Origin of the sequence: Enterobacter cloacae complex sp. ECL72 (assembly GCF_019056635.1) — a bacterium.
GTDB classification, from domain to species: domain Bacteria; phylum Pseudomonadota; class Gammaproteobacteria; order Enterobacterales; family Enterobacteriaceae; genus Enterobacter; species Enterobacter hormaechei_C.
On sequence record NZ_CP077659.1, the window covers coordinates 914,397 to 927,938 of the forward strand.

Here is a 13,542-nt window from a genome sequence, read left to right on the forward strand (position 1 = left end):
TGAGGGCATCAGACCGCAGCGCTACCCGACACAACTCACTTCGCCAACATCCTCTCGTTCTTCGCGCGCAGCTTCTTCGCCCGACTCTCCAGCACCAGATAACAGACCGTTGCCAGCGCCAGCGGCAGGAAGTAGTAGATCATGCGGTACGCGAGCAGGGCGGCGATAATCGTCCCGTGAGACACATGCTCCCCCGCAAGCAGCGCGATAAACACCGCCTCCAGTACGCCAATACCCGCCGGAATATGCACAATCACCCCGGCAATACTGCTTACCAGCAGCACGCCCAGCACGAAGAAGTAGTTCACATCTTCGCCAATCAACAGCCAGATAATGGCCCCCATCGCCATCCAGTTAGCGCTGGAAACCACCATTTGCAGGACGGCAAACTTCCATGACGGCAGCACCAGCTTCTGGCCTTTAATGGTCATGTGACGACGTTTGGCAAAGGCGCAGGCCCATAGGTAGGCGGCGATGATCAGCAGCAGTACGATGCCCAGGATGCGCAGGGTAGCCTCATCGATGTACCAGTGCGCAGGCAGCTGCACCACGCCGATGGTGAAAATCACCCCGCCCAGCAGGATATACCCCAGCCAGTTGGTGGTGATGCTTAAGGAGAAAATACGCGTGATGGTGCCGCCCGGTAAGCCAAGGCGGGAGTACAGGCGATAGCGCATACCAATCCCGCCCACCCAGGTGCTCAGCGTCAGGTTAAAGGCATAGCAGATGAATGACACCAGCATAACCTGCCGTTTGGCAAGCTTATGTCCGCAGTAGGCACGTCCCAGCAGGTCATAGCAGCCGTACATCAGGTAGCTCACAATCACCAGCCCAACGGCCCCCAGCAGGACTGTCCGGTTGTAGTTGCGAATAACTTTCCACACCTCTTCCCAGTCCACCTTTTGGGCATACACCACCAGCAGGACCGCGACGGCAATGAAGAACAGCCAGGTCAGGATTTTTTTCGCCAGCCGCCAGCGAGGATGAGATTTCGACATCAGGTTTTCCCTCCATCTTCCGCCTCTACGCGGTCCTGGGTTTCCATTTCGGGTTGCACAGGCGGATCCACCAGCGCCAGTTTCGGCGTATGCGCGGGCAGCCAGCCCACCATGGCCGGGAAGTGGCGCAGGAAGTGGAACACCACCACGCCGATGCCCACGTTCCACCAGCTCCGTTTTGGCACCATAGACTCATCCACACGCACGCAGTCTTTATTGATAAGTCCCTGAAGGTTATCGCGCAGGGTCTGATTAAACTGGCGATCGTGGATGATCAGGTTCGCTTCCAGATTGAGCGATAAGCTCAGCGGATCGAGGTTGCTGGAGCCAACGGTCGCCCAGTGGTCATCCATCACGGCGACTTTGCCGTGCAGCGGGCGGCGGCGATATTCATAGATCTGCACGCCGCTTTTGACCAGATAGCGATAGAGCAGACGCGCGCCGACCTTCACAATCGGCATATCGGGCTCACCCTGCACGATAAGCTTCACGCTCACGCCGCGTCGGGCCGCGTTGCGCATGGCGTGCAAAATCCGGTAACCGGGGAAGAAATAGGCGTTGGCGATAATCACCTCACGCTTCGCATTCGCCAGCATCTTCAGGTAATGACGCTCGATATCGTCCCGGTGCTCCTCGTTATCCCGCCAGACGAACAGCGCCTGCGCCTCGCCGGGCTTGCGGTTCTCTTCCGGGCGATGACGGCGTCGCCACCAGCGGCGAGCGGCCTCTTTGCCGGGTAAGTTTTCCAGCACGAACAGCTGGATGTCCTGAACCACCGGTCCTTCGATACGGATCGCGTAGTCCTGTTTAGCTTCGGGACCGTAATCCGACATATGCTCGGCGGAGTAGTTAATGCCGCCAACGAAGGCCACCGTTTCATCCACCACCACAATTTTGCGGTGCATTCGGCGGAACAGGTTGGTGCGCATGCCGAACAGACGCGGGCCGGGATCGTAATAGCGGAACACCACACCTGCGGCGGTGAGCTCGTTAACAAATTCGTCGCTGAGATCCGGCGAACCATATCCGTCGAGCAGAACCTCGATTTTTACACCGCGACGGGCGGCATGCAGCAGTGCGCTGTGCAACTGCCTGCCCACATCGTCTTCAAACCAGATAAACGTTTCGAGAAAGACTTTCTGCTGTGCGTGGCTAATCGCCTCAAAAACCGCCGGATAAAAGTTATCGCCATTTTCCAGCAGCGTAATACGGTTACCTTCCTGCCATGTGCATTTCATAAGTGAATCTCCGCGCTGAGTGGGGCATGGTCGGAGAGATGTCGCCAGTTGAGTAAAGCCAGCGCAGTCGGGCTGCTGGCGTGGGCATTTTTTACGTAAATGCGGTCAAGGCGCAGTAGGGGGAAGCGCACCGGAAACGTCCGCGCGGGACGACCGCGTGAGCGGGTAAAGATCTCCTCCAGCCCCGCCTTCACCTTCAGCGGATGGTTGGCCCGCTGTCGCCAGTCGTTGAAATCACCGGCCACCACGACGGGCTCGCCCTCCGGCAGCGCATTGGTCCAGTCTGCCAGCATCTGTAGCTGGGCCTGACGGTGGGCTTCACGCAGGCCAAGATGAACACAGCCCACATGAATGGGAAAATCGAGCGCCGGGGGGGTGATACGACAGTATAACAGCCCGCGTTTTTCGCTCTCGCCAACGGAGACGTCGCGGTTCTCATAATGCTCGATAGGAAAACGCGACAGCACCGCGTTACCGTGATGCCCCTCCGGGTAGACCGCATTGCGCCCGTAGGCGTAATCGCTCCACATGGTATCCGCCAGAAACTCGTAGTGGGGCGTGTCGGGCCAGTTTTCGAAATGCATAGGGTGCACTTCGTGCGCGCCCATGACCTCCTGGAGGCAGACAATATCGGCGCTGACGGTGCGCACCGCGTCGCGCAGCTCCGGTAAAATGAAGCGGCGGTTAAATGCTGTGAAGCCCTTATGAATGTTTATCGTCAGCACCTTAAGCGAGAAATGCTGCGTTTTTTTGCTCATAAACACCTTCCTGGGTGACTATCCCGATGAAAATAAAGTGTAGTAGGCGTCACAAAAAGATGCGGCGTTACGGAATTTTCCGTAAAGTGCGGTAGTCTGAATTAGCAGAGAAAAATCCTTCAGGAGAGAAGCCATGAAGTGGCAACAACGCGTTCGTGTCGCAACCGGTTTGAGTTGCTGGCAGATAATGTTGCATTTACTGGTCGTGGCCGTACTGGTGATGGGCTGGATGAGCGGCACGCTGGTGCGTGTCGGCTTAGGGTTATGCGTGGTTTACGGCGTGACCGTGCTGTCGATGCTGTTTTTACAGCGTCACCACGACGCGCGCTGGCGTGAAGTGGGTGATGTGCTCGAAGAGCTCACCACCACCTGGTATTTTGGTGCGGCAATGATCGTCCTGTGGCTGTTGTCACGCGTGCTGCAAAACAACCTGCTGCTGGCCCTGGCGGGTCTGGCTATCCTCGCAGGGCCTGCGGTGGTGTCATTGCTCACCAAAGAGAAAAAACTACGCGATGTTTCGTCTAAACATCGCATAGGCCACTGAGCCCGTTGTGGCCGCGATGACCAGTAGCGGCCACAAACTTCCCCATACAATATCCAGACTCGCATCCTTCAGATAGATTTGCTTGGTGATATCCGTGAAGTGACGAATCGGGTTTATCCACGTCAAATCCTGTAACCACACCGGCATGTTCTCCACTGGCGAAACGTACCCTGAAAGCAAGATCGCCGGCATCATAAAGACAAACACCCCGATAAACGCCTGCTGCTGCGTTGAGCAGAGCGCGGAAATCAGCAGCCCAAACCCCACCAGCGACAGGCCGTAAATTACCATCGTGAAGTAAAACAGCGCCAGCGATCCGGCAAACGGGATCTGGTACGCCCATATTCCCACTCCCAGCACGATGGTGGCCTGGAACGTCGCGACAATCAGTGCCGGCACCGCCTTGCCGACAAATATCTGCCAGGTGGCGAGCGGTGAGACCAGCAGCTGATCCAGCGTACCTTGCTCACGTTCGCGCGCCACGGACAGCGAGGTGACAATCATCACGCCAATGGTGGTGATCATGGCGATTAATGACGGCACCACAAACCATTTATAGTCCAGGTTCGGGTTGTACCAGTTGCGCACCACCAGCTCGCTGTTGTTGGGTTTGGGTTTGCCTGCCATCAGCTCCTGCTGGTAATCCTTCACCACCTGTTGCAAATAGTTCGCCGCAATCTGGGCGCTGTTGGAGTTACGTCCGTCGAGGATCAGCTGCATCGGCGCGGTCTGGAATGTGTCCAGGTTGCGGGAGAAGTCCGCCGGGAAGCGCACCAGCAATAATGCTTTCTGCGTGTCGATGGTGGGCTGGATCGCCTGCGGGCTTTCCAGAAGCAGGACATGGGTAAAGGCTTTGGCGCGGGCGAAACGCTGCGTCAACTCGACGGAATGCTTGCCGTTGTCTTCGTTGTAAATGGCGATGGTGGCGTTGGTGACCTCCAGCGTGGCGGCAAACGGAAACAGTACAACCTGAAGCAGCACCGGCAGCACCAGAATGGCGCGGGTCTGCGGCTCGCGCAGCAAGGATTGCAGCTCTTTGCGGATCAATGTCCATAAACGGTGAAACATCGCGTCGTCCTCCTGTCGGGTGGCGCTTGCGCTTACCCGACCTACAAAATCCGATGGCTAATCTAATCTTCTTTTCGTTTTCATCCACGTCAGCCCGATAAACATCACCGCCGACGCCAGCAAAAACAGGGTGTTGATAATCAGCACCACCGGAATATTTCCCGCCAGGAACAGGCTTTGCAGGGTGCTCACAAAGTAGCGCGCCGGAATGATGTACGTCACGGCGCGGATCACCGCCGGCATACTGTCTATCTGGAAGATAAAGCCGGAGAGCATAATCGACGGCAGGAAGGCGGCATTAAGCGCCACCTGCGCGGCGTTAAACTGGTTGCGGGTGATGGTGGAGATGAGTAGCCCCATCCCCAGCGTGCTGAGCAAAAACAGGCTGGTAATAAAGAACAGCAGCACCAGCGAGCCGCGGTACGGCACGCCAAGAATAAATACCGAGACCAGCATACAGAGCAGCATCGCCAGCATGCCGAGGAAGTAGTAGGGGATCAGCTTGCAGAGCAGCAGCTCGACGCGCGTTACTTCGGTCGAGAGCAGCGCCTCCATGGTGCCGCGCTCCCATTCGCGGGCGATCACCAGCGAGGTGAGGATCGCGCCAATCACCGTCATGATGATGGTGACCGCCCCCGGAATAATAAAATGCTGGCTGATGGCGGCGGGGTTAAACCAGTAGCGCGTCTGCACGTCAATCAGCGGTTCAAACTCCTCCCCCCGGTCTTCGGCGCGCTGCATCTGCCAGAGCTGCCAGATACCCTCCGCGTAGCCCTGCACGAAGTTGGCGGTGTTCGGCTCGCTGCCGTCGGTGATCACCTGAATTGGCGCATCGGCGTCCGGGCGTGCCATATTGGCGGCAAAATCGACCGGAATGACGATCAGACCGCGAATTTTTCCGGCCTGCATTTTCTGGATCAGTTCCTGCCGGTTGTCGCTGATGGTGGCATCGATGTAGGGCGAGCCGGTCATGGCGTGGGTGAAGTCCAGCGCCTCTTCGCTCTGCTGCTCCAGCAAAATCCCGACCCGCAGCTTGCTGGAGTCGAGGTTAATCCCGTAGCCGAAAATAAACAGCAGCAGCAGGGGGATCACCACCGCAATCAGCCAGCTGCTGGGGTCACGCACAATCTGCCGCGTCTCTTTGACGCACAGGGCGCGCACCCGGCGCCAGGAAAGGGTGTTACTGCGCATGAGTATTCTCCTTATCCCAGTCTTGGATGAGGGTGATAAACGCCTGCTCCATGGTCGGGTCTGGCTGCGCGTCGTCGGCGGCCTGCGCTTTCAGGTCATCCGGCGTGCCGTGGGCAATCAGCTTGCCGCGATAGACCAGCCCGATGCGGTCGCAATACTCTGCCTCGTCCATAAAGTGGGTGGTGACCATCACGGTCACGCCTTTTTCCACCATGCTATTGATATGCAACCAGAATTCTCGGCGGGTGAGGGGGTCCACGCCTGAAGTCGGTTCATCAAGAAACAGGATATCCGGCTCGTGCATCAGTGAGCAGGCCAGCGCCAGCCGCTGTTTGAAGCCAAGCGGCAGCGCTTCGGTAGCGTGTGAGGCGATATCGGTCAGGCCGAAGGCGTCGCACATGCGGCCGATCTTCTCATTCTGTGCCCGTCCCCGCAGGCCGTAGACGCCGGAGAAAAATCGCAGATTTTGCTCCACCGTCAGGTTGCCGTAGAGCGAAAACTTCTGCGCCATATAGCCCAGGTGCTGGCGCGCCTTGCCGGAGCTGACTTTGAGATCCATGTTCAGCACCAGCGCTTTGCCGGAGGTCGGTACCAGCAGGCCGCACATCATTTTAAAGGTGGTGGATTTCCCCGCGCCGTTCGGCCCGAGCAGGCCAAATATCTCGCCGCGCTTCACGGCAAAATTGACGTTATCGGTGGCGGCGAAATCGCCGAATTTTTTGGTGAGCGATTTTGCTTCAATGACCGTTTCGCCCGGCGTGCCTTCCACCGTGTGCAGGATGGCGCCAAGCGGTGATTCTGAGGTTCCCGCCCCGCCCAGCAGATCGATAAACGCATCTTCAAAGCGCGGCGCGGTCTCTGTCATGTCGATCTCAGGCATACCCTGCGCACGGCGGATATCGTCGGCGGTAGTCTCTTTTTTGAGGATCACGCGCACCGAACGGCCCTGAATCATCCCATCGCTCACCTGCGGCAGCTTCAGTACCCGTTGCAGCAGCTTGCGGTTGGACTCCTGCGCGCTGTGCAGCAGAAAACTGCGCCCGGCCATGGTTTGCGTCAGCTCGGTGGGTTCGCCCTGATAGAGCAGTTCGCCTTCATTCATCAGCAGCACGTCGCGGCACTGCTCTGCTTCATCAAGGTAAGAGGTACTCCAGAGGATCAGCATGCCGTCACCCGCCAGCTCGTGCACCATCTGCCACAGCTCGCGGCGGGAAATCGGGTCCACACCCACGCCGGGTTCATCCAGCAAGAGCACCTTCGGTTCGCCCACCAGCGTGCAGGCCAGCCCCAGCTTCTGCTTCATCCCGCCGGAAAGTTTGCCCGCCAGCCGGTCGGTGAACGGGCCGAGGGAGGTAAACGCCAGCAGACGCTGGAAGGTTTTCTGCCGGGTTTCGCCGGTAACGCTGCGCAGATCGGCATACAGGTTGAGGTTTTCCATTACCGTCAGATCTTCGTACAGACCAAACTTCTGCGGCATATAGCCGAGCATGCCGTGGAGCGCCGCGTCGTCTTTGATCGGATCGAGGCCAAGCACGCTGGCACTGCCTTCATCCGGCTTCAGCAATCCCGCCAGCATCCGCATCAGCGTGGTTTTACCCGCGCCGTCCGGCCCCACCAGCCCGGTCACATAGCCTTTCTGAATCGTACAATTCAGCGGCGCGACCGCCGGTTTAGCCATTCCCGGGAAGCGTTTGACCAGATTGTTGAGCTGGATAACCGCATCATTCATGTCGTTCCCCGTCGTTTAAAGTCACGGTAACAGGCATGCCCTGACGCAGCGCGTCGTCCGCATCGGTGACGATGATGCGCAGGCGATACACCAGGTCGGTACGTAGGTCCGGGGTTTCAACGGTTTTTGGCGTGAACTCGGCGGTAGGGGAGACGAAGCCCACTTTGCCGTGATACGGCTTGTCCGGGCGACCGTCGGTATAGAGCAGCAGTTCGCGGCCCGGCTGCATCTGGCCCAGATTTGGCTCATCAATGTAAGCGCGCACCCACACCGGACGGGTTAAGGAGAGCGTTGACACGGTGCTGCCCGCGCTGAGCATGCTGCCCGGCTCCACGGCGCGGGTCATCAGCGTGCCGTCAGACGGGGCGACTAACGTGGTGTCGTGCAGATCCAGCTCCGCCTGGGCTAACTGCGCCTGTGCCTGCTCAAGGCTGGCCTTCGCCTGGGCAATGTCCTGCGCACGGTTACCGGTGCGGTACTGGCTTAGCTTATCCTGGGCAGATTTCAGCGTCGCCTGTGCCTGGTCGCGGGATGAGCGCGCGTTTTCCAGGTCGTTGGCGGAAATAGTACGGCTTTTCCATAAGCCTTGCTGACGGTTATAGAAATTCTGCGCATAGTCATAGGCGGCTTTTGCCTGCTTAACGGCAGCGGCCGCCTGGGAGATCTCTTCGTCACGGTAGCCCGCCAGCATCAGGTCGTATTGCGCCTGTGCGACGGAGACGCCTGCTTTTGCCTGCATCAGCGCGTTCTCAAACGGGGCTTTGTCCAGCATTCCCAGCGTCTGCCCGGCTTTGATGGCATCGCCTTCGTCAACGTTCAGCGAGGCCAGCCGTCCGCCGACGCGGAAGCTCATGTTCACGGTGCGGATATCCACGTTGCCGTACAGCGTCAGGCCACGATCCTGCTGGCTCTGATACCACAGCCAGCCACCGATTCCCGCAGCAAGTAACACAACAACCACCAGAATGATGGCGACAGGTTTTTTCATGACTTCTGGCTCCTTTGCGTTAAGCCTTGCAGGATCAGATCAACGTGACAGGTAATGACCTGGCTAATTTGCGCGGCTTTATCCTCATCGAATTGTGTCCAGCCCGTACGTAACAGGATGGTCTCACGCCCCAGACGGAAGGCGAGCACTTCGCCCAGCAGGGCGTGGGTATGCAAAATGGTGTCGGTATCGCTGGCGTCCCGTCCGGTATAGGCGGCGATCAGCCGGGTCAGATGGCTGTGCATCGGGGCGATCACCTGATCGTGCACCAGCTGGTACGCGGCAGTGGGGGAGAGCTGCTCGCGGGAGATAAATTTGCTCAGGTTCAGCGTATCGTCGTGCGTCAGCAGGCGGATCATGTTGTGACAGGCGTTAAGGATCAACTGGCGGATGGCAGCCCGGTCCGGCTCTGGCTGGCTGAACAGCGCGGTGGCTTCTTCCACGTGCGGGCGGAAGCTGGTGCCGATAAAATCCGCGATCCACTGGGCACAGGCGAGGTATAAATCCTCTTTTGAGCCAAAATAGTAGGTGATGGCCGCAATATTCTGCCCGGCCTGAGCGGCGATATCCCGCGTGGTGGCATGCAGACCATACTCGCCAAACTGCGCCAGCGCAGCGGCGATAAGCTGACTTTTCGCCTGTTCGCCTTTGGTTGTCGTTGGGGTTGTATTCATAGCAGCACTAAAAATTAATCAATCGATTGATTAAGATTATGCCTGATTCCTGCCTGCGTCGAGTCATCGCCGGGGATATTTTATGCGCCACGTCACAAAAGCTGCTACACTCCGCACCTTCGCGACATTGTGGTTTTTGTCCTTCTATTCGCTATATCTCCCTGAAAACTACACCTGTGATGGTCGGGGCGGTTCGGAGTTTTTATGTCTTTTGATTCCCTTGGTCTGAACCCGGAAATTCTGCGCGCCATCGCAGAGCAGGGCTACGTTGAGCCAACCCCTATCCAGCAGCAGGCCATTCCGGCCGTTTTGCAGGGCCGTGACCTGATGGCAAGCGCGCAGACCGGTACCGGTAAGACCGCAGGCTTTACCCTGCCGCTGCTGGAGCTGTTGGTAAAAAACCAGCCGCACGCCAAAGGCCGTCGTCCGGTGCGTGCGCTGATCCTCACCCCAACCCGCGAACTGGCGGCCCAGATTGGCGAGAATGTGCGTGAATACAGCCGCTACCTCAACATTCGTTCGCTGGTGGTTTTCGGCGGGGTAAGCATTAACCCACAGATGATGAAGCTGCGCGGCGGCGTGGACGTGCTGGTGGCAACGCCGGGGCGTCTGCTGGATCTGGAACACCAGAACGCGGTGAAGCTCGATAACATCGAAATTCTGGTGCTGGACGAAGCCGACCGTATGCTGGATATGGGCTTCATCCACGACATTCGCCGCGTGCTGGCGAAGCTGCCGACGCGTCGTCAGAACCTGCTCTTCTCCGCGACTTTCTCCGACGAGATCAAGGCACTGGCGGAAAAGCTGCTGCATAACCCGCTGGAAGTGGAAGTCGCGCGCCGCAATACCGCCTCCGAGCAGGTGACGCAGCACGTGCACTTTGTGGATAAGAAGCGCAAGCGGGAACTGCTCTCCCAGATGATCGGCCAGGGCAACTGGCAGCAGGTACTGGTCTTTACCCGCACCAAGCACGGCGCTAACCACCTGGCGGAACAGCTCAATAAAGACGGTATTCGCAGCGCGGCGATCCACGGCAACAAGAGTCAAGGTGCGCGTACCCGCGCGCTGGCTGATTTTAAATCCGGCGACATACGTGTGCTGGTGGCAACCGACATCGCCGCCCGTGGCCTGGACATTGAAGAGCTGCCGCACGTGGTGAACTACGAGCTGCCAAACGTGCCGGAAGACTACGTGCACCGTATCGGCCGTACCGGCCGTGCGGCGGCAACCGGGGAAGCGCTCTCTCTGGTCTGCGTGGATGAACACAAGCTGCTGCGCGACATCGAACGCCTGCTGAAGAAAGAGATCCCGCGCATTGAGACCCCGGGTTATGAAGTGGATCCGTCGATCAAAGCCGAGCCAATTCAGAACGGTCGTCAGGGCGGCGGTCGCGGTCAGGGCGGCGGCGGTCGCGGTCAGCAGCCGCGTCGTGCCGAAGGTGGCGCGCCGAAATCTTCGGGCAAACCGCCGCGTCGTAATAACGACAGCAAACCAGCCGGTGAAAACCCGTGGCGTAGCGGCGAAGGGAAACCGGCAGGCGAGGGGCAGCGCCGACGCCGCCCGCGTAAACCTGCTAACCCGCAGTAATCTGGAAGCCCGGTCGTAAAGCCGGGCTTTTCTTTTTGCGGCAGCGGAGAGAAAGTGCCACAATAGTGGCTGTTTATACAGTATTTCAGGTTTTCCGATGGCTTTAACCGCTGCGCTCAAGGCGCAAATTGGCGCATGGTATAAGGCGCTACAACAGCAGATCCCCGACTTTATCCCCCGAGCCCCGCAGCGGCAGATGATTGCCGACGTGGCCAAAACGCTCGCCGGGGACGACGGACGACATCTGGCGATTGAAGCCCCGACCGGCGTCGGGAAAACCCTGTCGTATCTCATTCCCGGCATTGCCATCGCGCGGGAAGAAGACAAAACGCTGGTGGTCAGTACCGCTAACGTGGCCTTGCAGGATCAGATCTTCAGCAAAGATTTGCCGCTGCTGCGCAAAATTATCCCCGATTTACGGTTCACCGCCGCCTTTGGTCGCGGGCGCTACGTCTGCCCGCGCAATCTGGCGGCGCTGGCCAGCAGTGAACCCTCCCAGCAGGATCTGCTCGCGTTTCTTGATGACGAGCTGACGCCAAACAACAAGGCGGAGCAGGAGCAGTGCGCAAAGCTAAAGGCCGATCTCGACGGCTACAGGTGGGACGGCCTGCGGGATCACACCAGCCAGGCGATCGGCGACGACCTGTGGCGCAGGCTCAGCACCGATAAAGCGAGCTGCCTGAACCGCAACTGTCATTACTATCGCGAGTGCCCGTTCTTTGTCGCCCGGCGTGAGATTCAGGAAGCGGAGGTGGTTGTCGCCAACCATGCGCTGGTGATGGCTGCCCTGGAGAGTGAAGCGGTCCTGCCGGAGCCCAAAAACCTGCTGCTGGTGCTGGATGAAGGTCATCATCTGCCCGACGTGGCGCGGGATGCGCTGGAGATGAGTGCGGAAATTACCGCCCCGTGGTTTCGCCTGCAACTCGATCTGTTCTGCAAGCTGGTGGCAACCTGCATGGAGCAGTTCCGCCCGAAAACCACGCCGCCGCTGGCGGTCCCGGAGCGGTTGAGCGAGCACTGTGAAGAGGTGTACGGCCTCATCGCCTCGCTGAATAACATTCTCAACCTGTATCTCCCCGCCACCCAGGAAGCGGAACACCGCTTTGCGATGGGTGAGTTGCCACAGGAAGTGATGGAGATTTGCCAGCAGCTGGCGAAGCACCTTGAAAAGCTGCGCGGGCTGGCGGAGATGTTCCTCAACGATCTCAGCGAGAAAACCGGTACCCATGACGTGGTGCGCTTGCACCGCATTCTGCTGCAAATGAACCGCGCGCTGGGCATGTTTGAGGCGCAGAGCAAACTCTGGCGGCTGGCCTCGATGGCGCAGGCGTCCGGGGCGCCAGTGACAAAGTGGGCCACCCGCGAAGTGCAAGACGGGCAGGTACATCTGTTCTTCCACTGCGTGGGCATCCGCGTGGCCGATCAGCTGGAAAAGCTGATCTGGCGCAGCGTGCCGCACGTGGTAGTGACGTCGGCGACCCTGCGTTCACTGAACAGCTTCTCAAGGTTGCAGGAAATGAGCGGCCTGAAAGAGAAAGCGGGGGACCGTTTTGTGGCCCTGGACTCGCCGTTCAACCACTGTGAGCAGGGCAAGCTGGTGATCCCGCGCATGAACTATGAGCCGCTTATCGATAACGAAGAGCAGCATATTGCGGAAATGGCGGCCTACTTCCGCGAGCAGGTTGAGAGTAAAAAATACCCCGGTATGCTGGTGCTGTTTGCCAGCGGCCGCGCGATGCAACGCTTTCTGGAGCACGTCACCGATCTGCGCTTACTCCTGCTGGTGCAGGGCGATCAGCCGCGCTATCGGCTGGTGGAAACCCACCGTAAACGCATTGATAACGGCGAGCGTAGCGTGCTGGTGGGGCTACAGTCCTTTGCGGAAGGGCTGGATTTAAAAGGCGACTACCTGACGCAGGTGCATATCCATAAAATTGCCTTCCCGCCCATCGACAGCCCGGTGGTGATCACCGAAGGCGAATGGCTGAAAAGCCTTAACCGTTATCCGTTTGAAGTGCAAAGCCTGCCTGCGGCGTCGTTTAACCTGATCCAGCAGGTCGGGCGCTTGATCCGTAGCCACGGCTGCTGGGGCGAGGTGGTGATTTATGACAAACGCCTGCTTACCAAAAACTATGGCCAGCGGCTGCTGAATGCGCTGCCGATCTTCCCGATTGAGCAGCCAGAAGTGCCGGAGGTAAAAAAACGCCCGGCAAAACCCTCTGCCGGGCGTACAAAAAGCATCCGTGCAAAGAGGCGCGGTCCTACTGGTAAGTGAATGTCACCTGAATCACGCTGCTGAACGTCCCGGCAGTGACGGGCATTGAGGTGGCGTAGTAGCGTGCGGACAGAGGAAAGGTTGCCGTGTGGTCGCCCGGATTGATGGCGGCGTTAAAGGCGGCCTGCGGGGCAATCAGTATTTTGTCCTGTCGGTCTGCCAGCTCCAGCGCCAGTCCCTTTGCGCTACCGATATTGGCAAATTTGGTCGGATGAACGCTGTCTGCCTGGCCATAGAAAAAGGCCGTGGCAAGCGCCAGCGTGGCTGGGCAGTGCGATACTGACAGGGAAAAGTCTTTCCACTCGCCGGTATCCCCCACGTCTCTAAAACTGCCCGACACCGCCTGGCCTAAGTCCACCGTCAGGTTGCGGCTGGCGCTGTCAATAACGCAGGTATTGGCGTAAATATTTCCCGTCATCTGGATCTGAATGTCGTCTGCGTGAGCCCGGGCCAGTAAGCCCACCGCCAGAAACGCGATTGTCTTTTTCATGT

At 58.6% G+C, this 13,542-nt stretch carries 12 protein-coding genes; 3 read left to right on the forward strand and 9 right to left on the reverse strand.

Translation table 11 applies throughout. The annotated features are described in order from the left end of the window. Positions 1–35: 35 nt before the first annotated feature. The 3 genes from KTH07_RS04350 to KTH07_RS04360 are packed head-to-tail and all read right to left on the reverse strand — an operon-like array spanning position 36 to position 2,994. Complete coding sequence (locus KTH07_RS04350; protein WP_015571080.1) at positions 36–998, reverse strand: YbhN family protein; 963 nt, start codon at positions 996–998, stop codon at positions 36–38. Beyond that, on the reverse strand, positions 998–2,236 hold the full coding sequence (gene clsB / locus KTH07_RS04355; RefSeq protein ID WP_015571079.1) for a cardiolipin synthase ClsB: 1,239 nt from the start codon (positions 2,234–2,236) through the stop codon (positions 998–1,000). Before clsB ends, KTH07_RS04350 begins: the two co-directional genes overlap by 1 nt. Next, positions 2,233–2,994: an endonuclease/exonuclease/phosphatase family protein gene (locus tag KTH07_RS04360; RefSeq protein WP_017384933.1), complete on the reverse strand. Its 762-nt coding sequence runs from the start codon at positions 2,992–2,994 to the stop codon at positions 2,233–2,235. Before KTH07_RS04360 ends, clsB begins: the two co-directional genes overlap by 4 nt. A gap of 133 nt (positions 2,995–3,127) precedes the next feature. On the opposite strand from KTH07_RS04360, the gene KTH07_RS04365 reads away from it, so the two are divergent. After that, a complete protein-coding gene (locus tag KTH07_RS04365) occupies positions 3,128–3,538 on the forward strand; it encodes a YbhQ family protein (RefSeq protein WP_003858499.1) in 411 nt (136 codons plus the stop codon). Here the strand turns inward: KTH07_RS04365 and KTH07_RS04370 are convergent. The 5 genes from KTH07_RS04370 to cecR are packed head-to-tail and all read right to left on the reverse strand — an operon-like array spanning position 3,500 to position 9,188. Beyond that, a complete protein-coding gene (locus tag KTH07_RS04370; protein ID WP_017384932.1) occupies positions 3,500–4,606 on the reverse strand; it encodes an ABC transporter permease in 1,107 nt (368 codons plus the stop codon). The two genes, KTH07_RS04365 and KTH07_RS04370, sit on opposite strands and share 39 nt — an antisense overlap. A gap of 57 nt (positions 4,607–4,663) precedes the next feature. Beyond that, positions 4,664–5,797 carry an ABC transporter permease gene (locus tag KTH07_RS04375; RefSeq protein ID WP_032620050.1) on the reverse strand — a complete coding sequence of 378 codons (1,134 nt, stop codon included), beginning with the start codon at positions 5,795–5,797 and terminating at the stop codon, positions 4,664–4,666. Continuing rightward, on the reverse strand, positions 5,787–7,526 hold the full coding sequence (locus KTH07_RS04380; protein ID WP_015571076.1) for an ATP-binding cassette domain-containing protein: 1,740 nt from the start codon (positions 7,524–7,526) through the stop codon (positions 5,787–5,789). The genes KTH07_RS04375 and KTH07_RS04380 overlap by 11 nt, the downstream gene beginning before the upstream one ends. Continuing rightward, positions 7,519–8,514 carry a secretion protein HlyD gene (gene hlyD, locus KTH07_RS04385; RefSeq protein WP_032620049.1) on the reverse strand — a complete coding sequence of 332 codons (996 nt, stop codon included), beginning with the start codon at positions 8,512–8,514 and terminating at the stop codon, positions 7,519–7,521. Before hlyD ends, KTH07_RS04380 begins: the two co-directional genes overlap by 8 nt. Further along, positions 8,511–9,188, reverse strand: coding sequence for a transcriptional regulator CecR (gene cecR, locus KTH07_RS04390; RefSeq protein WP_003858489.1), 678 nt, complete (start codon positions 9,186–9,188; stop codon positions 8,511–8,513). Before cecR ends, hlyD begins: the two co-directional genes overlap by 4 nt. A 204-nt stretch (positions 9,189–9,392) precedes the next feature. Here cecR and rhlE point away from each other — a divergent pair, with 204 nt between their 5' ends. Then, positions 9,393–10,775, forward strand: coding sequence for an ATP-dependent RNA helicase RhlE (rhlE, locus tag KTH07_RS04395; protein WP_017693771.1), 1,383 nt, complete (start codon positions 9,393–9,395; stop codon positions 10,773–10,775). Between the two features lie 97 nt (positions 10,776–10,872). Next, positions 10,873–13,050 carry an ATP-dependent DNA helicase DinG gene (gene dinG / locus KTH07_RS04400; protein ID WP_032620048.1) on the forward strand — a complete coding sequence of 726 codons (2,178 nt, stop codon included), beginning with the start codon at positions 10,873–10,875 and terminating at the stop codon, positions 13,048–13,050. Here dinG and KTH07_RS04405 read toward each other — a convergent pair. Continuing rightward, the gene (locus tag KTH07_RS04405; protein ID WP_032620047.1) at positions 13,037–13,540 is read right to left on the reverse strand and encodes a fimbrial protein; all 504 of its coding nucleotides are present in this window, start codon (positions 13,538–13,540) and stop codon (positions 13,037–13,039) included. The genes dinG and KTH07_RS04405 overlap by 14 nt on opposite strands. Positions 13,541–13,542: the final 2 nt, after the last annotated feature.